The sequence below is a fragment of the Sphingomonas plantiphila genome, from assembly GCF_046000505.1.
GTDB classification, from domain to species: domain Bacteria; phylum Pseudomonadota; class Alphaproteobacteria; order Sphingomonadales; family Sphingomonadaceae; genus Sphingomonas; species Sphingomonas plantiphila.
This window is the reverse complement of sequence record NZ_JBELQC010000002.1, coordinates 149,533-170,219: the sequence shown is the minus strand read 5'-3', so window position 1 is coordinate 170,219 and position 20,687 is coordinate 149,533. Positions and strand designations below refer to the sequence as shown.

At 66.1% G+C, this 20,687-nt stretch carries 17 protein-coding genes; 12 read left to right on the top strand and 5 right to left on the bottom strand.

The window, feature by feature from the left end; genetic code table 11:
* Positions 1-6: 6 nt before the first annotated feature.
* The 3 genes from ABS767_RS12945 to ABS767_RS12935 all read right to left on the bottom strand — a co-directional run bounded on the left by ABS767_RS12945 (position 7) and on the right by ABS767_RS12935 (position 5,819).
* Positions 7-1,554 (bottom strand): class I adenylate-forming enzyme family protein, encoded by a 1,548-nt coding sequence (locus tag ABS767_RS12945; RefSeq protein WP_408078992.1) that lies wholly within the window; start codon positions 1,552-1,554, stop codon positions 7-9.
* Between the two features lie 66 nt (positions 1,555-1,620).
* Positions 1,621-4,500 carry a TonB-dependent receptor domain-containing protein gene (locus ABS767_RS12940; RefSeq protein ID WP_408078990.1) on the bottom strand — a complete coding sequence of 960 codons (2,880 nt, stop codon included), beginning with the start codon at positions 4,498-4,500 and terminating at the stop codon, positions 1,621-1,623.
* 116 nt (positions 4,501-4,616) lie between these two features.
* A complete protein-coding gene (locus tag ABS767_RS12935; RefSeq protein ID WP_408078988.1) occupies positions 4,617-5,819 on the bottom strand; it encodes an LLM class flavin-dependent oxidoreductase in 1,203 nt (400 codons plus the stop codon).
* A gap of 194 nt (positions 5,820-6,013) precedes the next feature.
* On the opposite strand from ABS767_RS12935, the gene ABS767_RS12930 reads away from it, so the two are divergent.
* A complete protein-coding gene (locus ABS767_RS12930; protein WP_408078986.1) occupies positions 6,014-6,754 on the top strand; it encodes an IclR family transcriptional regulator in 741 nt (246 codons plus the stop codon).
* A 3-nt stretch (positions 6,755-6,757) separates the two neighbouring features.
* Here the strand turns inward: ABS767_RS12930 and ABS767_RS12925 are convergent, their stop codons facing one another.
* A complete protein-coding gene (locus ABS767_RS12925) occupies positions 6,758-7,981 on the bottom strand; it encodes a CaiB/BaiF CoA transferase family protein (RefSeq protein ID WP_408078984.1) in 1,224 nt (407 codons plus the stop codon).
* A gap of 105 nt (positions 7,982-8,086) precedes the next feature.
* Positions 8,087-9,262, bottom strand: coding sequence for an acyl-CoA dehydrogenase (locus ABS767_RS12920; protein WP_408078982.1), 1,176 nt, complete (start codon positions 9,260-9,262; stop codon positions 8,087-8,089).
* Positions 9,263-9,395: 133 nt separating this feature from the next.
* Between ABS767_RS12920 and ABS767_RS12915 the strand changes: the two genes are divergently transcribed.
* Genes ABS767_RS12915 through ABS767_RS12865 form a run of 11 tightly spaced genes read left to right on the top strand, consistent with a single transcriptional unit; the run spans position 9,396 to position 20,608 of the window.
* Complete coding sequence (locus tag ABS767_RS12915) at positions 9,396-11,021, top strand: AMP-binding protein (protein WP_408078980.1); 1,626 nt, start codon at positions 9,396-9,398, stop codon at positions 11,019-11,021.
* A complete protein-coding gene (locus ABS767_RS12910) occupies positions 11,018-11,839 on the top strand; it encodes an enoyl-CoA hydratase (RefSeq protein ID WP_408078978.1) in 822 nt (273 codons plus the stop codon). The genes ABS767_RS12915 and ABS767_RS12910 overlap by 4 nt, the downstream gene beginning before the upstream one ends.
* Positions 11,840-11,847: 8 nt before the next feature.
* The gene (locus ABS767_RS12905; RefSeq protein ID WP_408078976.1) at positions 11,848-12,615 is read left to right on the top strand and encodes an enoyl-CoA hydratase/isomerase family protein; all 768 of its coding nucleotides are present in this window, start codon (positions 11,848-11,850) and stop codon (positions 12,613-12,615) included.
* Between the two features lie 4 nt (positions 12,616-12,619).
* Complete coding sequence (locus ABS767_RS12900) at positions 12,620-13,783, top strand: acyl-CoA dehydrogenase family protein (RefSeq protein WP_408078974.1); 1,164 nt, start codon at positions 12,620-12,622, stop codon at positions 13,781-13,783.
* 3 nt (positions 13,784-13,786) lie between these two features.
* A complete protein-coding gene (locus ABS767_RS12895) occupies positions 13,787-14,848 on the top strand; it encodes an acyl-CoA dehydrogenase family protein (protein ID WP_408078972.1) in 1,062 nt (353 codons plus the stop codon).
* On the top strand, positions 14,845-16,371 hold the full coding sequence (locus ABS767_RS12890) for an MFS transporter (RefSeq protein WP_408078970.1): 1,527 nt from the start codon (positions 14,845-14,847) through the stop codon (positions 16,369-16,371). The genes ABS767_RS12895 and ABS767_RS12890 overlap by 4 nt, the downstream gene beginning before the upstream one ends.
* Positions 16,368-17,624, top strand: a complete 1,257-nt coding sequence (locus tag ABS767_RS12885; protein ID WP_408078968.1) for a CaiB/BaiF CoA transferase family protein — start codon at positions 16,368-16,370, stop codon at positions 17,622-17,624. The genes ABS767_RS12890 and ABS767_RS12885 overlap by 4 nt, the downstream gene beginning before the upstream one ends.
* An 11-nt stretch (positions 17,625-17,635) precedes the next feature.
* Positions 17,636-18,832: an acetyl-CoA C-acyltransferase gene (locus tag ABS767_RS12880; protein ID WP_408078966.1), complete on the top strand. Its 1,197-nt coding sequence runs from the start codon at positions 17,636-17,638 to the stop codon at positions 18,830-18,832.
* A complete protein-coding gene (locus tag ABS767_RS12875) occupies positions 18,832-19,722 on the top strand; it encodes an alpha/beta fold hydrolase (RefSeq protein ID WP_408078964.1) in 891 nt (296 codons plus the stop codon). Before ABS767_RS12880 ends, ABS767_RS12875 begins: the two co-directional genes overlap by 1 nt.
* Positions 19,719-20,279 carry an NADPH-dependent FMN reductase gene (locus ABS767_RS12870; protein WP_408078962.1) on the top strand — a complete coding sequence of 187 codons (561 nt, stop codon included), beginning with the start codon at positions 19,719-19,721 and terminating at the stop codon, positions 20,277-20,279. Before ABS767_RS12875 ends, ABS767_RS12870 begins: the two co-directional genes overlap by 4 nt.
* Positions 20,273-20,608: an antibiotic biosynthesis monooxygenase gene (locus ABS767_RS12865; protein WP_408078960.1), complete on the top strand. Its 336-nt coding sequence runs from the start codon at positions 20,273-20,275 to the stop codon at positions 20,606-20,608. The genes ABS767_RS12870 and ABS767_RS12865 overlap by 7 nt, the downstream gene beginning before the upstream one ends.
* Positions 20,609-20,687 lie beyond the last annotated feature (79 nt).

Here is a 20,687-nt window from a genome sequence, read left to right as displayed (position 1 = left end):
GCCTCCTTATTCGCTCGGATGGTTCAGCAGGTAGCGGTCGCGCAATTCGCGTTTGAGCACTTTTCCGATCGCGCTGCGCGGCAATTCGTCGACGATCAGCAAATCCGAAAGCCGCTGCGTCTTCCCGACGCGGTCCGCGACCCACTGGCGGACCCGGACCGCGTCCGGGGCATCGGGTCCGGCCGGCGTGACGAAGCCGACGGGGGTTTCGCCCCAGGTCCGCGACGGCACGCCGACGACCGCCGCATCGGCGACATCCGGATGCTGCATCAAGACTGCCTCGAGGTCCGAGGGATAGATGTTGAAGCCGCCCGAAATGATCATGTCCTTCTTGCGGTCGAGCAGCGTCAGGAAGCCGTCGGCGTCGAAGCGACCGATATCGCCGGTGCGAATATAGCGCCGTCCGTCGGCGTCGAACCATTCGGCGTCGCGGGTCTTGCCCGGGTGGTTGAGATAATGGGTCATCATCGCGGGCGAATGTCCCACGACTTCCCCCACCTCCCCTTGCGCAACTTCGCGGCCCGCATCGTCGATCAGCCGGACGACATGGCCTTCGACCGGCTTTCCGACGGTGTGGAGCTTGTCGGGGTAGAGATGCGCCGCCAGCGTCAGCGTGCCGCCACCCTCCGTCATCCCGTAAATCTCGACCAGCCCGCCCGGCCAGCGGCGCAGCACCTCTGCCTTCAACGCGGCGGAGAACGGCGCGGAGGTGCAGGTCTTCATCCGGAAGGCGGACAGGTCGAACCGGTCGAAGTCCGGGAAGTCCATCAATCGCTGATACTGGACCGGCACCAGCATCGCGTGGGTCACCCGATACTGCTCGGCGAGACTGAGGAACCGGCCAGCGTCGAACTTCGCCATCAGCACCAGCGTCCCCCCATGGGCGAGCGCAGGCACCACGCTGACCAGCGTCGTGTTCGAATAAAGCGGGGTGGAGATCAGCGTGACCGCGTCGGGGGCGTAGCCGGTGACCCGACCGCGCAGAATATGCTGCCAGCGCATCGCGTGACTTTGCACGATACCCTTGGGCACGCCGGTCGTGCCGGAGGAATAGATAATGTTGAACGGCGCGCCCGGATCGATCGTCGGTTCGACGGGTGCCGCATTCGTAGCGCCGAGCCAGTCGTCGAATTCCGCGCTCTCCATCACCACCCGGCGCGCGCGCGGATGATCGATCGCGCCGAACTCACGGTCAGTCGCGGAATCGAAAAACATGTGCCGGGGGGCGGCATCCGCCACCATCGCGGCGAGCGCATCGGAGGTCGAGGACGGGGCGAGCGGCACGACCACCGCCCCCGCGCGGAGCGTCGCCAGCATGACGACGAGATAGTCGATCGAGGTTCGGCCGACGATCGCCACGCGATCGCCCGGAGCAACGCCGTCGCGCTGCAATGCCGCCGCCGCCCGATCGATCCGCCGGTCGAATGCGGCATAGGTCAGCGCATGGTCGCCATCGATCAGCGCGACATGATCCGGGCGTTCGGCGCCGTGCGCGCGGAGGAGGCTGGCCAGCGTGCCAAAGCTGCCGGACAGCAGGGTATCGGTACTCGCCATGGGCCTCTCACCAATAAAAATCCCGACCCGCTTCAGCGGGCCGGGAAGGGTCGGGAATATCGTCGGTCAGAAGCGCAGCTTCGCACCGGCGGTGAAGTAACGACCGATCATGTCGTAGAAATAGGGGTTGGTCTGACGCGGGATCGTCACTGCCCCCTGCGGCGCGATCGGAGGATCCTTATCGAACAGGTTGTTGACCGTCAGGAATACCTCGAAGCCATTCGTCGGCGGGCCGATCCGCTGCTTCACCGTCACGTCGGTGTAGAACATGGCGGGCACCTGGTTCTGGGCGACCGGAAGTGCCGTCGGCCCCAGCGTGCTGTCATATTTGCCCCCGGAGATATACCGGCCCTGCACGAACAGGGTGGTGCCGCTGTCATGCTGATAGGTCGCGGACCCGGTGACAGTCCATTTCGCTACCGCATCGCGCAGGCCCATGTCGCCCGCGCGATCGACCGTGATGCCTTCGTTGGTGGTCGCGAGCTCGAACGTGTGGTTGGCGAGCGCCCGCAACGACAATTGCCCGTTGCCGACCCGCGTCCGGTACCCCGCCTCGATGTCGAGGCCGCTGGTCTTCACTTCGGCGAGGTTGAGGAACGGCGTTACGATCGTGGTGATGACACCACCCGGATCCCGCGTGATCAGATCGCACAGGCTCTGGTTCCCCGCGGCGCAGCCATCGATCACCTGCTGCAGGGTAGACTGGGTGATCGCGCCTTTGATGCGGATCGAATAATAATCGACCGAGAAGTTGACGCCGGAGAATGGCGTCAGCACGACGCCGCCGGTGAACGTGTCGGCCTCTTCGGGCGACAGCGTCGGGTTACCACGCGACTGGCGTGTGATCGGTGCTACCGCGGGCGCACCCGGCCGGGTCGTATCGCGGGCGGACAGGCCGGCGGTCTGTTGCGATGCGGTGAACAGCTCCGCGATCCCCGCCGCGCGGATGTCGCGCGAGCGCGTCGCCCGGAAACGGACCCCGTCCACCGGTTCCCAGCTGACCCCGGCCTTCCACGTCCACACGCCGCCGACGGTGCTGTAGTCCGCGTAGCGAACCGCCCCGTTGATATCGAGCGAATGGAAGAACGACGCGTCCCGGGCGAGCGGGATCGCCGCTTCCAGATAGGCTTCCTTGACGTCGAACTCGCCGTCGATGGGTTGCGGGTTCGTCAGCGCGAAGCCGCCCGGCTGTCCGTTCGCCGATGACGGGAAGCCGCGGATGCCGGTGCCGTTCTTCACGCTCGCCGAAATCGGATCGACTTCCTGCCGGGCGCTTTCCTTGCGATATTCCGCGCCGAACGCGATCGAGACGGGTCCGGCCCAGGTGTCGAACGGACGCCCGCGCAGGTCGAGCATGACGTTGGTCTGATCGAGATAGAGATCCGCGATCGCGGTGCCGGAGGCATAGGCGATCGCCTCCGGGCTGGCCGAATCTTCGCCGAACAGGTCGATCGGAACGCACCCCACCCCCTGCGGCAGACCCAGCAGCGTCGACCGGCAGACCGGCTGATTGGTCGCCGGATTGATCACCGCGTCCGCGCCATTGTAGAAATTCTCGATGATCCGGTTGCCGCGGCTTTCGAGATGATAGTGGGAATGGCTGCGCTCGAGCGCGAGCGAGTAGTTCCAGTCGCCGCCTATCTTGCCCTCGAAACCGGCGACGCCGCGCCAGGTCTTGGTGTTGGTGCGGTTGACGTTGGGTGCGATTTCCTTGTTGGCGCGCCCCATGCGGAACGAGGTGATGCCGTTCGCGACCATCGTCGCGCGCACCGCAGCGGGCAGGAACGCGTTGTCGCGATAGATGATGATGCCCGAGCTGCTTCCGCTGGTGATGCTGGACGGCGCACCGACATATTTGGTGTTCACATCGCCATAGATGCCCTCGGCAAAGAAGGTCAGCGAGTCGCTGAATTCGAACTGGCCGCGCAGATACGCCGTATTGGTCCAGTTGCTCGTCGTCAGGTTGGTGCGCACCGCGGCACCGCTGCCGCCGGAGGCCACCGACGAGCCGGCATATTGCCCGGTGACGAAGGGAACCAGCGTCCCATCGGGATTGAACGACTGGTTGGCGATCGGGCATGCGACGCCGGTCGGGAAACAGCTCTGGATCGTGCCGCCATAGGTGACCAGGTTCGTCCGGATATCGGGCGCGATGATCTGGGTCGTGCCGGTCTGGGCGATCGTGCTGGGGATGATCCCCCACCCCGCTGCCGACCAGTCGCGCGCATTCGCGTCGTTGATGCCCTTCGTTTCCGCGCGCTCGAAGCTGGCGATGATGTTGCCCCGTCCGCCCGCGAAATCCATCCCGCCCGCCGCGCCATAGCGATAGGAGAAGTTGTCGCCATAGGTGGAAATGCCGGACTGCGCCTCGACCTTCAGGCCCTTGAACTTGTTGTCGATGATGAAGTTCACCACACCGGCAACGGCGTCCGAACCGTAGGCGGCGGATGCGCCGCCGGTCACCACGTCGACCCGGCTGACGAGCATCTGGGGGAAAAGCGTGACGTCGGTGGCATTCATCTGAATGCTCGAGGCGACGGTACGACGCCCGTCGAGCAGCACCAGCGTCCGCGTGGGCAGCAGCGCGCGCAGGTTGAGATAGTTGCCGCCGTTGCCGCCCTGCCCCGACCCGGAGGAACCGGTGCTGTTCTGACGCACGGAGGACGAGAAGACGGGCAGCTGGTTCAGACCGTCGATCAACGAACTGGGCGACGCGGTCTTGAGCTGTTCGTTGGAGACCACCGCGACCGGCGTCGGGGCATTGGTCCCGTCGACGATCGCACGCGACCCGGAAATCACGATTTCCTGTTCACGCTCGGCAGCCGGCTCGGGCGTTGGCGTGGGTGCCGGCGCTTCCTGCGCATGCACGCCGGTTGCGAGCATCAAAGTCAGTGCGGTGGCTCCGACACCACCCACCAGTCGCGCAAATGCTGAACTGTTTTGCATTCCAGACCTCCCCATAGACCGTCGTTGCGGTTCAAACACCGGCCCGTACGTCAGGTCCGGCTCAAGCGCGCCGAGGCGCGCAGTGCGTCGCCGGGCACCGCGTGCCCGGCGACCGATCAGGCTGCCTTAACCGGCTGAATGTTGAGCGCCTTGGCGCCGTAGCGCTGCTTGAACGCCTCGGTCTCGATTTCCTCGAGCTGGATTTCTCCCGACAGCACACCGGCCTTCCACGCCTCGTGCGCGGGGATGTTGGCGTGGAATTCGGGCATCACCTCTTTCGCGAACAGCTCGAGGCTCGAACAGATGTCCTCGTGCGTGTTCATGCCTGCCTGGTTAAGCAGGATGACCTGATCGATGTGCGATTCCTCGAACTTGCGCAGCTTGCGGCGCAGCGTTTCGGGCGATCCGATCAGGCCGCCGCGCAGGGCAGCGGCGGCGCTTTCCGGATTGGCCCGCTTCCAGTCGTTGTAGAGCTCCCACATGTTGACCGACCCGGCCGCAGGGCGCTCGCGATCCTGGCTTTGGCCATAATAGCGCAGGCAGAACTGGAAGAAGGTCGCGCCATCGGCCTTGCGCTGCGCCTCCTCGTCCGTCTCGGCGCACATGAACATCGAGACCAGCGCGATATTCGGATTGGGCTGATAGTCCGCCAGCGGGGCGCGCCGCTTGGTGAAGGCATTGTAATAGGCATGCACCCAGGCGCGCGCCGCATCCGAGCTGACGAACTGGAACCCCAGCGCGCCGAAGCCCTTCTCGCCCGCATATTGGATCGTCTCCAGCTGCGAACAGGCGGTCCACATCGGCGGATGCGGCTTCTGGCGCGGCTTCGGCACGACGTTGCGCAGCGGGAAATCGTGGTAGGGGCCGTGATACTCGACCGGCGCGTCGCCGAACATCGGGGTGATGCACCGCACCGCATCCTCGAAGATCGCGCGCTTGTCGTCGAAATTGACGTCGAACGGGCCAAGCTCGGTCACGCTGGCGCTCTCGCCCATGCCGAATTCGACGCGTCCGTCCGAAATCAGGTCCAGCGCCGCGACCTTCGCCGCAAGCTTTGCGGGATGGTTGGTCGTCAGCTGGAAGATGCCGTGACCCAGACGGATCTGCTTGGTGCGCTGCGCGGCTGCGGCGAGGAACACCTCGGGCGCGGAGCTGTGCGAATATTCCTCGAGGAAGTGGTGCTCGACCTCCCAGGCATAGTCGTAGCCCAGCCGGTCGGCGAGTTCGAGCTGGTGCAGCGCGTTGTGATAGAGATTGTATTCGCTGTCGGCGTGCCACGGGCGCGGCAGTTGCAGCTCATAGAAAATCCCGAATTTCATCCTCACCCTCCAAACGCTGTGTCGCTGCTCTGATTCACAGGAATTGCGCGATTCGCGCGCCAAGGCAAGAACAAAGTATGCTATTTCATAAACTCGTTCCATTATATGGAACTTATCGCCGGATAGATTGCGGTCTGCTCGCGCAGCGCGTAAAAATCTGGTGAAGTGCCCAATGCTTGCTTAGGAAGCCGCCGATGGAATCCACGATCGTCAAAGGGGTGAACGTCCTCGAGCTGCTGGTGCGCAGCAGGGGATCGGTCCGACTGTCTGTCATCGCAGAAGAGTTGAAGCTTCCGAAAAGCGGCGTGCATCGCCTGCTGGGGACATTGATAGAGCTGGGTTTCGTTCAGCAGGATGCCGATTCCGGCCGCTACAGCACCACGCTCAAATTGTGGGAATGGGGCCAGAACATCATCGCGGACCATCCCGCAAAGCGCGCCGCCGCGCCCTATATGCAGGAATTGCACAGGCTGACCCAGGAGACGATCAACCTCCTGGTGCTCGACGGCGACGAGGTGTTGTTCCTCGACAAGATCCTGGCCGCCCGCCCGTTGCGCTTCTCGACCCAGCCGGGATCGCGCGCGCTCGCGGTGATGACCGCGCCGGGCAAGGCGATGCTGGCGCACGAGCCCGACGCCGAACAGATCATCCAGCACTCGATCGCCACCCGCCCGCGTGCGCAGGGGCTGGACCCGCGCCAGATCATGGCCGACCTCGAAGAGGTGCGGACCAAGGGGTATACCAGCGCCAATGGCAGCTGGACGGTCGGCATCTGCAGCTATGGCGCGCCCATCATGGGTCGGGACGGCCGCGCCGCGGCCGCCATCTCCGTCACCGCACCGACCGAGCGCGTCGATCCGGCGAAGGACGCGCAGATCGTCGAGGCGTTGCTCTACACCTGCGCGCGCATCGCCGAAACGGTGGGCGAGCTTTAGCACTCAAGTCGAACTGCCGGTGACCTCGGCGATCTGGGCATCGTCATAGCCGATCGAACGCAGCACTTCGACCGTGTCCACGCCGGTGATCTTCGCCGCTGAGCGCAGCTTGCGCGGATGCCCCTCGAAGTTGAGCGGCGACCCCACCAGACGCATCTTGCCGAGCCGATCGTGATCGACCTCCGGCGTCATGTCGAGATGCCGGACCTGTGGATCCTCGAATACCTGGTCGATCGTGTAAATCGGTCCACAGGGGATCCCCACCCCCTCGAATGCTTCCACCCAGTGCGCCGTCGGTTGCTGTGCGGTCCGCTCGGCCAAGGCTTCGTGGACGGCCGCGCGGTCACGACTACGGTCGGCCTGCGACTGCCATTCGGGCTTGTCGAGCCAGGCAGGCTCGATCACGCGGCACAGATTGGTCCATTGCTTCGACGAGGATGCGCCGATGTTCACCCACCCGTCCAGCGTCGGGAAGACGCCGGTCGGCACGGCCGTCGGATGGTCGTTCCCGACCTGCACGGGAACCACCCCGGTCTGCAGATAGCGGGCGGCCTGGAAGTCGAGCATGAAAATCTGGCTTTCGAGCAGCGAGGTGTGCACCCACCGCCCCACCCCCGTGCGCGCGCGCTCGTAGAGCGCCATCATGATCGATAGTGCCAGCAGATTGCCGGACGTCAGATCCGCGACCGCGATACCGACGCGCATCGGCCCGCCGCCGGGCGCCCCCGTCACCGACATCAACCCGCTCATCCCCTGCGCAATCTGATCGACCCCGGCGCGTGCCGTATAGGGACCGGTCTGGCCGAAACCGCTGATGCTGCCAAGGATCAGCCCCGGGTTCGCCGCGTGCAGCGTGTCCCAGTCGATGCCGAGCCGGTGCTTCACCGGCGCACGCATATTCTCCACCATGACGTCGGCGCGCTTGACCAGTTCGATGAAGGCGGCGTGGCCGGCCTTCGTCTTGAGATCCAGCGTGATGACGCGCTTGCCGCGATGCATGTTCTGGTAATCGGACCCGTCGCGGCGACCGATCACCTCTTCGTCGCCCGTGTCAGGGGGTTGGACGCGAATCACGTCCGCGCCCCAATCGGCGAAATGGCGCACGCAGGTCGGGCCGGCGCGGGCCAGCGTCAGGTCCAGCACCACCAGTCCCTGAAGCGGCAGTGCCGTTTCCGGCCCCGTCGCAGTGTTCCCCTCTGTGGCGGCTTTGGTTTCCGTCGCGATCAAATGAAATCCCTTTCCGCGCAATTCATGCCGCTTTATGACTCGGCACCATATTCATCGGAATAGTGTTCCACAATATGGAAAGTAATTTATTGCAGCTGCCTTGGGTCAAAATGCCGCCAGACCGGTGATTGCGCGCCCCAGGATCAGCGCGTGGACATCGTGCGTGCCCTCATAGGTGTTGACCGTCTCGAGGTTCAGCGCGTGGCGCATCACGCCAAACTCGCCCGAAATGCCGTTGCCGCCGTGCATGTCCCGGGCCTCGCGCGCGATGGCGAGCGCCTTTCCGACATTGTTGCGCTTCACGATCGACACCATCTCCGGCGCAAACATGCCGCGATCCATCAAGCGACCGACCTGCAGCGACGCCTGCAGGCCCAGCGCGATCTCCGTCTGCATGTCGGCGAGCTTCTTCTGGTAGAGCTGAGTCGCGGCGAGCGGACGGCCGAACTGGTGCCGGTCGAGGCCATATTGCCGCGCAGCTTCGAAGCAGCATTCAGCGGCGCCGAGCGCACCCCATGAGATGCCGTAGCGCGCGCGGTTCAGGCAGCCGAACGGGCCTTTGAGCCCCTCCACCTCGGGCAGCAACGCGTCCTCGCCCACCTCCACATCGTCGAGCACGACCATGCCGGTGATCGATGCGCGCAACGACAGCTTGCCGTCGATCTTCGGCGCGCTGAGCCCCTTGGTCCCCTTGTCCAGCACGAACCCGCGGATCGCGCCGCCATGTACGTCCGACTTCGCCCAGATGACGAACACGTCGGCGATGGGCGCGTTGGAGATCCACGTCTTGCTGCCGTTTAGCCGGTATCCCTCGGCGGTCTTCACCGCGCGGGTCTTCATGCCGCCCGGGTCCGATCCCGCGTCGGGCTCGGTCAGCCCGAAGCAGCCGATCGCCTCGCCCGAGGCGAGCCTTGGCAGGTAGTGCTGCTTCTGCGCCTCGCTGCCATAGGCGTGGATGGGAAACATCACGAGGCTCGATTGCACCGACATCATCGAGCGGTAGCCGGAGTCGACCCGCTCGACCTCGCGCGCGATCAGGCCATAGGAAACATAGGAGGCACCGATGCCGCCATAGTCTTCCGGAAGCGTCGGCCCGAGCAGTCCCAGCGCCCCCATCTCGCGGAAGATTTCCGGATCGGTGTGCTCGCGCTCGAAGGCGTGCAGCACCCGCGGCGCGAGCTTGTCCTGCGCATAGGCACGGGCGCTGTCCCGCACCATCCGTTCGTCCTCTTCGAGCTGCTCATCGAGCAGCAGTGCATCCTGCCAATCATACCGCCTCACGCGCGACTCCCATCCATCGTTCCATTTAGTGGAACATTGTTCACAAATCGCTTGATCTTGCAAAGTCGCTTCTTTAGCAAGTGCAATCGAGCGGTCAGTCAGATGGTCCGACGATCGAGGGAGAGGGATTTCGATGCTGGCCTGGACCTATGCCAACATCTGGGACGCATTGGCTGCGGCCCAGCCCGAGCGGGCCGCGCTGGTCCATGGCGACAGGTCGATCGACTGGCAGACCTTCGAGCGCCGCGCGGGCACGCTGGCCGCGACTCTGCGCGAAGCCGGACTGCGGCCGGGATCGAAACTAGGCATCTATCTGCCCAACACTCCCGACTATATGATCGCCGTATATGCGGCGCTGAAAATCTCGGTCGTGCCGTTCAACGTCAACTATCGCTACGGCCCCGGCGAAATCGTCTACCTGCTGGACAATGCCGATGCCGAAGCGGTGGTGTTCGACATCGCCTATGCCGGGCATGTCCAGCACGTCCGTCGCGACCTGCCACAGGTCCAGCGCTGGATCGCGGTGCATCAGCATCGCGACCCGCTTCCCGCCTGGGCGATCGACTTCGACGAGATCGTGAGCGGCCCTGCGGCCCCACGGATCGGCGTCGAGCAACGGTCGGGCGATGACCGGATCATTATCTATACCGGCGGTACCACCGGCAAGCCCAAGGGCGTGATCTGGCGTCAGGCCGACCTGATCGGCGTCGGCAATTATTGCGCGAACGTCGCCATGGGCCTTCCGCCCCTGTCCTCGCCCGACGAGGCCGGTGTGCGCGCCGCCAGCCATCCGCCGCTGTCGACCCTGGTCGCCTGCCCGCTGATGCACGGTACCGGGCTGATGAGCGCGATCGCGGCGCTCAATTCGGGCGGGATGGCAGCGACGCTGCCGGGCACCGGCTTCGATCCGGTCAAGCTGCTCGACGAGGCCGCACGGCTGCGCGTGGCGCGCATTTCGATCGTCGGCATGGCATTTGCCGGCCCGCTGCTCGACACGCTCGATGCCCATCCCGGGCGCTGGGACCTCTCTGCCGTTCGCAACATCAACTCGTCCGGCACGATGTGGAGCATCGAAAATAAGCTGGGGTTGCTGCGCCATATGCCGCACGCGACGCTGACCGACACCTTCGCCTCGTCGGAGGGGTTTCAGATGGCGACGTCGCATTCGACGGCGAAGGCGATGGCGGACACCGGACGCTTCGTCCTGGGCCCGAACTGCGCCGTCTTTGCCGAGGATGGCAGGCGGATCGAGCCGGGCAGCGGCGAGGCCGGCCTGGTCGCCGTCGCCGGGCATATTCCCCTTGGCTATTACAAGGACCCGGAAAAGACCGCGCGTACATTCCCGGTCATCGAGGGTCGCCGCTGGTCGATGCCCGGCGACTGGGCGACGGTGGAGGCCGACGGCACGCTGGCACTGCTCGGCAGGGGCAGCCAGTGCATCAACACCGGCGGCGAGAAGGTCTTCCCCGAAGAGGTCGAAGAAGCGCTGAAGCGGCATGAGGCGGTGCGCGACGCGGCGGTGATCGGTCTGCCCGACCCGCGCTTCGGAGAGCGCATCTGCGCGGTGATCGAGCTGGAGCGGACCGCCACCAACCCCGGCCTCGACGTCCTCGCGAAGTTCGTCCGGTCGCAGATCGCCTCGTTCAAGGTGCCACGCAGCATGGTGATCGTCCCCGATCTCGGCCGCGCACCCAACGGCAAGCTCGACTATGCCGCAATCCGCAGGCTCGCGATCGGCAATGAAGGGATCGCGGCATGACGACCGATCTGGGCAGCGGCGCCTTCATCGACAGCGGCACCGAGCGGTTGCTGGGCCGGGTGGACGGGGACATCGGCTGGATGATCTTCAACAGCCCCGCCAAGCATAACGCCGTCTCGCTCGACATGTGGGCGGGGATCAGCGCGCTGCTCGCCACCTTCGCCGCCGATGATGCGGTGCGCGCGGTCGTCGTGACCGGCGCCGGCGGCAAGGCGTTCGTATCCGGCGCGGACCTGTCCGAATTTGGCGCGAAACGGAACTCTCCCGAGGCAAACGAAGCCTATACCGCGGTCAGCCGCAAGGCGCGCACCGACCTCAATGGCTTTGCCAAACCGCTGATCGCGATGATCGACGGCTATTGTATCGGGGGCGGGCTGGTCGTCGCGCTGGGCTGCGACATCCGTATCGCTTCGGCGAAGTCGGTGTTCGGCATTCCGGCGGCGAAGCTCGGGCTCGGCTATGGGCTGGGCGGGGTCGTCGATCTCGTCCGGCTGACCGGCCCAGGCGCGGCGAAGGACATGTTGTTCTCCGCCCGGCAGCTCGATGCCGCGGAAGCACTGCGGATCGGCCTGATCAACAAGGTCGTGGAGAGCGGTCTGTCGGATGCGACGACGGACTATGCCCGCATGGTCGCGCGCAACGCCCCGATGACGGTTCGCGCGGCCAAGATGGCGGTGAACGAAGCCGTCAAGGCGCTGGCGGAGCGGGACAGCGCGGCGGTCGATGCCGCCGTGCAGGCCTGTTTCGCGAGCGCCGACTATCGCGAGGGCCGCGCCGCCTTTGCAGAGAAGCGCCCTCCTGTTTTTCGTGGTGAGTGAGGACTGGCATGAGCGAGATGCTGACGATCGAAGTAGCGGACCATATCGCCACGGTGACCATGCGGCGGGCGCCGGTGAACGCGCTGGGGCTGGAACTGCGCGGGGAGCTGATCGCCGCCTTCGACCGGATCTCGGAATCGCCCGATATCCGGGTCGCGATCCTCTGTTCCGATCAGCGGGTCTTTTGCGGGGGCGCCGACCTGAAGGACCGGCCGGACCCCGACAGATATGGCGACTATGCGCACCACGCGCGCTTCGTCCGTGAGACGGGCAACGCGATCAAGGAATGTTTCAAGCCGGTCATCGCGGCCGTCGACGGCGCGGCGCTCGGGGCCGGCTTCGGGCTGGCCATGGCGTGCGACATCACGCTGGCATCGGAGAAGGCGCGCTTCGGCATGCCGGAAATCAATGTCGGGCTGGCCGGCGGCGCGGCGATGCTCAGCCGCCTGTTCCCCAAGGGCATGACGCGCCGCCTGATGTTCACCGGCGCGGCAATCTCCGCCGAAGAGGCCTGTCGCTTCGGCGCGGTGGACGCGGTGCATCCGAGTGCGGAGCTGATGCCGGCCGCGCGCGCGCTCGCCGCGGAGATCGCGTCGAAGAGCCCGCTCGGCATCCGCTATGCGAAGATCAGCTGCAACATGGTCGAGAACATGCCGGCCAAGGACGGCTATCGCATGGAGCAGAACTTCACCCAGGAACTGTCGCGCACCGACGATGCCAAGGAGGCACGCGCCGCATTCCTCGAAAAGCGCGCGCCCGTGTTCAAGGGGTACTGAGCGTATGTCCGCCATCGACTACGACGCGTTCCGCGAGGAAGTCCGGGCGTTCGCCCTGCGCGCATGTCCCGCCGACATCCGCGAGACGGTCGCCGCGAACCGCAAGATCGGGCGCGCGGAATGGAGCCGCTGGCAGCGGATCCTCTACGATCACGGATGGGGCGCCCCCAGCTGGCCGGTCGAACATGGCGGCACCGGCTGGGACGTTCGCCAGCGCTTCATCTTCGATGAAGTGACTGCGGAATGCGAATGCCCGCCGCAATATCACCACGGGCTGCGACATCTCGGGCCGGTGCTGATCGAATATGGATCGCAGGAGCAGAAGGAGCGCTTCCTGCCGCCCATCCTGACGGGTGGGCAATGGTGGTGTCAGGGCTATTCCGAGCCGGGCGCGGGAAGCGACCTCGCCGCGCTGAAGACCCGCGCGGTGCTGGACGACGGCGAGTATGTCGTGACGGGGCAGAAGCTGTGGACCAGCCACGCCCATGAGGCGGACATGATGTACACCCTGGTTCGCTCCGGCGACGGGGCGCGCAAGCAGGATGGTATCACGATGCTGCTGATCCCGCTGGACTCGGCGGGCGTGACGGTGCGCGAGGTGCGGACGATCGACGGCTGGCACCATGTCAACGAAGTGTTCCTGGAGGACGTGCGCGTGCCCGTCGCGAACCGGATCGGGCAAGACGGGCAAGGCTGGGAGATCGGCAAGTTTCTGCTGGACCGCGAACGCCTTGGCTCGGCCAATACCGCGCCGCTGACGCAATATCTGCGGCGGACGCGGGCGCTGGTGCGCGATGCGCTCCCGGGTCGCGACAATGAAGTGCGGCGCCGCGCGCTGGAGATGCGGCTGGCGCAGTGCGAAGCCGAACTGGCGGGCCAACGCGAGCTCGGTCGGCGCGCGGTCGCGACGGTGGCGGCGGGCCAGCCGCTGCGCCTGCAGCCGTCGGTGCTGAAGGCCGCGTCGTCCCGCATCCAGCAGCGGGTGAGCGAGATCGCACTCGAGGTTCAGGGCGCGGTCGCCGCGTCGCGCTACTCCACCACCGGGAACGAGGCGGTGGACGGCGTGGAATGGGTCCAGAACTACATGTTCCACCGCGCGCGCACGATCCTAGGCGGATCGAACGAGGTGCAAAAGAACGTGATCGCACGCGATCTGTTCGGAAGCTGATCCATGGCATTTGAATATCACCCCGTCACCGGAGGCGAACTGTTCGAAGTCGCCGCGAGGTTCGCCGAAGACGCGGATGCGCGTGCCGGCTCCGCGCGCCGCGGATCGGACTGGCAGGCGGATCTCGAACAGGTTTGGGACAGCGCCGTGGCGCTGGGCTGGCCGCTGTCGCTGATCCCCGAGGCACTGGGCGGCGTCGGCGGATCGGCGATCGATACCTTCGCCCTGATCGAGGGGGCGGCGCGCTACGCGCTTCCCCTCCCCCTCGTCAAATCGTCACTGCTGCTGCCGCATCTGCTCGACGATGCCGCGCTGACGCGCGTCGCCGACGGGGAACTGCGCCCGACGGTCGTCCTCGACGCCGTGTACCCGTGGCGCGCGGCCTGGCCTGACGCATCGACGCTGAGCATCACGGACGACCGGATCTCGGGCGCTGTGCTGGGCACCGAATGCGTCCCGGATTCGACCCACTTCCTGATCGCGCTGGATGGCGACGTGGTGCTGGTGCCCGCCGAGCAGGTCGAACAGCGCGTCCACCAGCGGATCGACGGCCGCCTCGCCATGGACCTGCGCTTCGACGCGGTGCCGATCGCGGCATGCTATCCGGGCAAGGACATCGACCGCGCGATCGACCTTGCCGCACTGGCGGCGTGCGTCGAGATCGTCGCGGGTGCTGCGACGGTGATCGAAGATACCGTCGGCTATCTGCGCGAGCGCCACCAGTTCGGCGTTCCGCTGTCGAGTTTCCAGGTGCTCCGCCACCATGTCGCCGACATGTACATCGCCTATCAGAACGCACATGCCCTGACCGCGGCGACCCTGCGCGCGATCGAGGACGATCCGGGCCGACTGCCAGCGCGCGAGATCGCCAGGACCAAGCTGCGCGTCGGCGAGGTCGGACGGTTCGTCGCCGAGACCTCGATCCAGCTGCATGGCGGCATGGGCATGACCGAAGAAAACCGACCGACTCGCATCGGCAAGCGGCTGATCCTGGCGGATCTCGAATGGGGGGACCGTGCCTGGCAAGCCGAACGCCTGCTCGCAGCAGAGGAAGATGAAGCATGATTTCGGCTGACGCACGTCCGGCGCGCGCGGCGCTGCCGCCGCCCCTCTCGCTCAGGACCCGGCTTGCCTATGGCATCGGCTCCGCCTCTACCGGGATCAAGACCCGCAGCTTCACCGCATTCCTGCTGATCTTCTACAATCAGGCGGTGGGCCTGCCGCCGGCGATGGTGGCGAGCGTCATCCTGATCGCGACGATCTACGACTCGCTGGTCGATCCGATCATCGGCCAGCTGTCCGACAACTTCCGGTCGCGCTGGGGGCGGCGGCATCCGTTCATGTATGCCGCCGCGCTGCCGTTGGCGCTGGGCTTCTACTTTCTGTGGAACCCGCCTGCGGGGCTGACCCATGGCCAGCTGTTCGCCTATATGCTGACCTGCCTACTCGTCGTGCGGACGTTCGATACCTTCTTCGAGCTGCCGAGCGTCGCGCTGGGCCCGGAGCTGGCGCCGGAATATAACGAGCGGACCAAGCTGATCAGCTGGCGCAAGGCGTTCGAGACCTGCGGCGGCTTGCTGATGGTGCTCGCCGGCTACCGCTATTTCATGGCGGAGAGCACCGGCGGTGTGACCGAGCGCGCCGGATACACCAGCTATTCCATCGTCGCGGCAGCGATCATCTTCGTCGTCATCCTGTGCTCGGCTGCGGGCACGCACGACCGCATCCGCTATTTGCGCCAACCGCCCAAGCGCAAACTGACCCCGCGATCGATGTTCGGCGAAATCTTCGCCACGCTAAGCAACCCGTCCTTCGTGTTCATGGCGATCGCGGGAATGATCTACATGGCCGCGATCGGCGCGCGCGCGGCACTGGAGGTGTATTTCTATCTCTACTTCTGGGATTTCGACCAGAACGAGATCGCGATCCTGACCGTTGCGCAGGTGCCGGGAAGCCTGCTGGGCGTCGTGATCGCGCCCGTGCTGGTCGGCTGGTGGGGGAAGAAGCGCGCGACGCTCGTCACATGGTTCTCGGCGATGTTCGTGACGCTGCTGCCGCTGGCATTGCGTACGATCGATATCCTGCCGGGCAACGACCACTGGATCGTCTTCCCCGTGTTGCTGGTGGAGAATGTCACGACCCAGATCTTGCTGATCGCCGGCGCGGTTCTCGTCCCGTCGATGATCGCGGACATCGTCGAGGACAGCGAGTTGAAGACGGGTCGCCGGTCCGAAGGCCTGCTGTTCTCCGCCGACAATCTGTTCCGCAAATTCGTGTCGGGCATCGGCGTGTTCGTCGCCGGCCTCGTCCTGTCGGCCGTCGGCTTCGACATGAAGACGCCGCGCGGATCCGTCAGTGAATCGCAGCTTGACCTGCTCGCGCTGCTCTACATCCCGATTTACGGCGGGCTGATCCTGATCGCGATGTGGTTCGTCAGCCGCTACCGCATCAGCAAGGAGCAGCATGAGGATAATCTGCGCCGGCTGAGCGAAATCTATGCCGAGGCGACGACGATGCCCGGCGATGCCGAGCTGTCCGACGGCAAGCCGCTGCCCCGCGAAACCCGCCCCAATCCGGTGCATCCATGAGCGGTCCGCTGGCGGGCGTCCGCGTGCTCGAGATCGGCCACTATATCGCCGGTCCGCACGCCGCCCAGATGATGGGCGATCAGGGCGCGGAGGTCATCAAGGTCGAGCCGCTGTCGGGCGATCCCTCGCGAAAGAGCCTGCAGGTCGGGCAGGTCGATGATTCGATGCTGTTTGCCTGCCATAATCGCGGCAAGCGCAGCGTAGCGGTCGATCTGCGCAGCCCCGATGCGCCACTTGTGCTCGATCCGCTGCTCGGCTGGGCCGATGTCGTCATCACCAACTATACCCGCGGGGTGCCCGAGAAGCTGGGCTTCGGGTTCGAGCATCTATCGGCGCTCAACCCGCGCGCGGTGATGGTGCATGTCACCGGCTACGACATGCGCGGCCCCTGGGCGGACTATGCCGCATTCGACGGGTCGATCATCGCGATGAGCGGGATCGCCGAAATGACCGGCAGCGAGGACGGCCCGCCCCTGCTGAGCCAGATCCTGTTTGCCGACCACAGCGTCGGCGCGCACGCCGCCTTTGCCGCGGCTGTCGCGTTGGCGGAACGCGAGCGGACCGGGCGTGGGCGCCTGATCGAGATGAACATGCTCGACGTCATGACGACCTATCTCGGCCACCAGATCTCGATGATCGGGCTGTGGAATCTCGATCCGACGCGCTCGGCCACCCGCGCCGGAACCCGCTTCGTCCACCTGTTTCCGACACGCGAGGGCAGCCTGTTCGTCGCGGCGATCACCATCGGCATGTGGCGCGGCTTCGCGCAGTTTGTCGGCCATCCGGAATGGGCGCCGCCGGGCATGATCGACGTACCCGATTTCCTGAACGACGACGCGCTCAAGACGGCGGCCATCGCGGCGGGACAACAGCGGTTCGATCACATGACCGCGCATGAAGCGATGGACGCCCTGCAACGGCTCGGCGTCACCTGCGGCGTCATGCGCAGCGCGCGACAACTCTTCGATGAAGAACAGGCCAAGGGGTCCGGGGCGATCCATCGCGTGCACTATCCCGACGGCACCGAAGTCCCCGTACCGGGGCCGGCGATCGAAGCCGGTCATGCGCCCGCTTCGCATGTCCGATCGCTCGGCAGCGACAGCGCCGATGTGCTCGGCGAGCTGGGAGTCGACGCCGAGCTGGTGGCGGAGCTTGTCCGGCGCCGGGTCATCGCCGTCCCGGAGATCGACCCGGCGCGCACCGGCTGGGTCGAACCCGTTCCGGCGCATCTGCGCCATCGCATCGCTATCTGACAGGAGCCATCATGCGCGAAGCCGCGATCGTTTCTATCGCCCGGACGGGTATCGGCAAGGCCTATCGCGGCGCGTTCAACGCGACCGAGGCGCCGGTGCTTGCCGGCCATGTGATGAACGCCGCGGTCGAGCGTGCAGGGATCGATCCGGCGCGGATCGACGACATCTTCTGGGGCGTCGGCAACCAGTGGGGCACGCAGGGGGGCAATGCCGGGCGCATGGCGGTGTTCGCCGCCGGGCTGCCGCAGAGCGTCCCCGCCTTCACGCTCGACCGCAAGTGCGGCTCCGGCCTCACCGCGCTCGCGCTTGCCGCGCGCTCGATCGTCGCGGGCGATATCGACGTCGCGCTGTCGGGCGGCATGGAATCGATCAGCCTGACGGTAAACAAGGACGCGCCGCGCTTTCGCAACGAGTCGGTGCTGGCGCGCGAGCCGCACGCCAACATGGCGATGATCGAGACCGCTGAGATCGTCGCCGAACGCTACGGCATCAGCCGCGAGCGCCAAGACGCCTATGGCGCGCAGAGCCAGCAGCGGGCCGAGGCGGGCCTCGCCAACGGCGCCTTCGCCGAGGAGATCGTGCCGATCACGGTCGAGAAGGCAATCTTCGACAAGGAGGGCAACCGCACCGGCAGCGAGACCGTCACGGTGACGCAGGACGAGGGCATCCGCCCCGGCACCACCGTCGAGGCGCTGGCGGGCCTCAAGACGGTGTGGAAGGGCGGACAGGTCATCGAGGAAGGCCGCAACATCACCGCCGGCAACGCCAGCCAGCTCTCCGACGGCGCCGCCGCGCAGATCGTAATGGACCGCGCCACCGCGCAGGCCGAGGGCAAGGACATTCTCGGCATCTATCGCGGCTTCCAGGCGGCGGGCTGCGGCCCGGAGGAAATGGGTATCGGCCCGGTGTTCGCGATCCCCAGGCTGCTCGACCGGGCCGGGCTGTCGGTCGCCGATATCGGGCTGTGGGAACTCAACGAGGCGTTCGCCAGCCAGTGCCTCTATTGCCGCGACCATCTCGGCATCGATCCCGACAAGTACAACGTCAATGGCGGCGCGATCGCGGTCGGCCATCCGTTCGGCATGACCGGCGCGCGGCTGATCGGCCACGCGCTGATCGAAGGGCGCAAGCGCGGCGTGCGCTGGGTCGTGGTGTCGATGTGCACCGCCGGCGGCATGGGCGCCGCCGGCCTGTTCGAGATCGTCTGATGCCGACGCTCGCCGCCCGACACGGACCGATCGCCTATGAGGTCGAGGGCGCCGGACGCCCGATCGTGCTGATCTGCGGACTCGGCTCGCAGCTGATCCGATGGTCGGCGCCATTCCGGCAGGCGCTGGTCGATCGCGGCTTTCAGGTGATCCGTCTCGACAATCGCGACGCTGGCAAGTCGCATGACTATCCCGACGACACCACCCCGGACCTGAAAACGCTCGCGCGGGCATTGCGCGGCGGGGAAGCGGTGTCGCTGCCCTATCGCCTGGATGATCTTGCCGACGACGTCGTGACCCTGCTCGATGCGCTGTCGATCCCACGCGCCGATATCTTCGGGGTTTCGATGGGTGGGTTCATCGCCCAGCACCTCGCATTTTCACATCCCGACCGGGTCGCGACCCTGACCCTTGTGATGACCTCCACGGGCAATCCGGACCTGCCGGGCCCCTCGCCCGAGGCGCAGGCCCTGCTCGCCCGGCGGAGCGCCGGCGGGGACGACCGCGATGCGCTGATCGAGCAAGGCATCGACAACGCGATGGTCATCGCGAGCCCGGCCTATCCGCCCGAACCCGCCGCATTGCGCGCGCGGGTTACGGCCGAGATCGATCGGGCCCACCGCCCGCTGGGCTATGTGCGTCAGCGCGCCGCAATCCTCGCGGACGGGGATCGCAGTGATCGGGTGCGCCGCATCTCCGCGCCGACGCTGGTCATCCACGGGACCGACGATCCGCTGGTCCCGCATCAGGGCGGGGAGGCGCTGGCATCCCTGATCCCCGGCGCGCAACTGCGATTGTTCGAGGGTATGGGCCATGAGCTTCCGCCGGAGCTGAACGATGCGATCGCGGATGCGGTGGCTGCATTGTCGCGCATGGAAAGCGTCGCATGAGTCCCTCCCCTCCCTATATCCTGGGCATCGGTGGAACGACGCGGGTCGGCTCCTCCTCCGAGTTCGTTCTCCGCTCCGCCCTCGCCAGGATCGAAGACCTGGGCGTCGCCACGCGATGCGTCGCCGGGCCGGACCTCGTCCTGCCGATCTACGAGGCGGGCGCCGCCGACCGATCGCAGGCGGCAGCGGCGCTCGTCGCGCTGATGCGCGACAGCGCCGGCGTCGTGATCGCATCGCCAGGGTATCACGGCACCATATCCGGCCTGGTCAAGAACGCGCTCGATTATGCCGAGGACCTGGCGGGGGATCCGTCCCCCTATCTGTCGGGCAAGCCAGTCGGGTGCATCGCATGCGCCTATGGCTGGCAGGCCACCGGATCGACCTTGGCCACGCTTCGCACCGTGGCGCACGCATTGCGCGGATGGCCCACCCCCCTGGGTATTGCCGTCAACTCCCTCGCCTTGGCGAGCGGCCCGCACAGCAGCTTGCCGCCCGAGATCGATGCGAGCCTGAACATCCTCGCCGGGCAAATGGTGGAAAGGCTCGTCCTATGCTGATCCAGCGGTACGAACTTCGCGCGAAGGATGGCGCGCAAGCGGCTTTGCAAGACCGGCTGGAGGCAATGGCGCGCTGGCTGATCCGGCGGGGCGGCTGCACGCGCGTGGAGATCTTGTCGCACATCGCCGAGCCCGAGTGCTTGTCCTTGGTCGAATATTGGCCCGATGAAGAGTGTCGTCGGGCCGCCGGCATCGCGATGGACCGGGCAATGCTGCAAGGGATCAAGGACGCCTCCGTCAGCATCGATCAGCACGGCTTGCGCCGCCACTATCTGGCGCAAAGTCGCAGCGCGATCGAGCAAGCGGCGGGCGACGTCGAGGCAGCATAACGGAACGGTGCGGACGTGCGCACCGAGCCAGTTCCGGTGGCCGACGCGAAACGCTCGGACCGCGACCGACCGTTACCCT

Coding starts and splice junctions, on each gene's coding strand:
- ABS767_RS12935 (WP_408078988.1), bottom strand. CDS start 5,819: ATGAAATTCGGGATTTTCTATGAGCTGCAACTGCCGCGCCCGTGGCAC.
- ABS767_RS12895 (WP_408078972.1), top strand. CDS start 13,787: ATGGCATTTGAATATCACCCCGTCACCGGAGGCGAACTGTTCGAAGTC.
- ABS767_RS12875 (WP_408078964.1), top strand. CDS start 18,832: ATGCCGACGCTCGCCGCCCGACACGGACCGATCGCCTATGAGGTCGAG.
- ABS767_RS12865 (WP_408078960.1), top strand. CDS start 20,273: ATGCTGATCCAGCGGTACGAACTTCGCGCGAAGGATGGCGCGCAAGCG.
- ABS767_RS12905 (WP_408078976.1), top strand. CDS start 11,848: ATGAGCGAGATGCTGACGATCGAAGTAGCGGACCATATCGCCACGGTG.
- ABS767_RS12940 (WP_408078990.1), bottom strand. CDS start 4,500: ATGCAAAACAGTTCAGCATTTGCGCGACTGGTGGGTGGTGTCGGAGCC.
- ABS767_RS12890 (WP_408078970.1), top strand. CDS start 14,845: ATGATTTCGGCTGACGCACGTCCGGCGCGCGCGGCGCTGCCGCCGCCC.
- ABS767_RS12945 (WP_408078992.1), bottom strand. CDS start 1,554: ATGGCGAGTACCGATACCCTGCTGTCCGGCAGCTTTGGCACGCTGGCC.
- ABS767_RS12910 (WP_408078978.1), top strand. CDS start 11,018: ATGACGACCGATCTGGGCAGCGGCGCCTTCATCGACAGCGGCACCGAG.
- ABS767_RS12870 (WP_408078962.1), top strand. CDS start 19,719: ATGAGTCCCTCCCCTCCCTATATCCTGGGCATCGGTGGAACGACGCGG.
- ABS767_RS12885 (WP_408078968.1), top strand. CDS start 16,368: ATGAGCGGTCCGCTGGCGGGCGTCCGCGTGCTCGAGATCGGCCACTAT.
- ABS767_RS12880 (WP_408078966.1), top strand. CDS start 17,636: ATGCGCGAAGCCGCGATCGTTTCTATCGCCCGGACGGGTATCGGCAAG.
- ABS767_RS12930 (WP_408078986.1), top strand. CDS start 6,014: ATGGAATCCACGATCGTCAAAGGGGTGAACGTCCTCGAGCTGCTGGTG.
- ABS767_RS12915 (WP_408078980.1), top strand. CDS start 9,396: ATGCTGGCCTGGACCTATGCCAACATCTGGGACGCATTGGCTGCGGCC.
- ABS767_RS12900 (WP_408078974.1), top strand. CDS start 12,620: ATGTCCGCCATCGACTACGACGCGTTCCGCGAGGAAGTCCGGGCGTTC.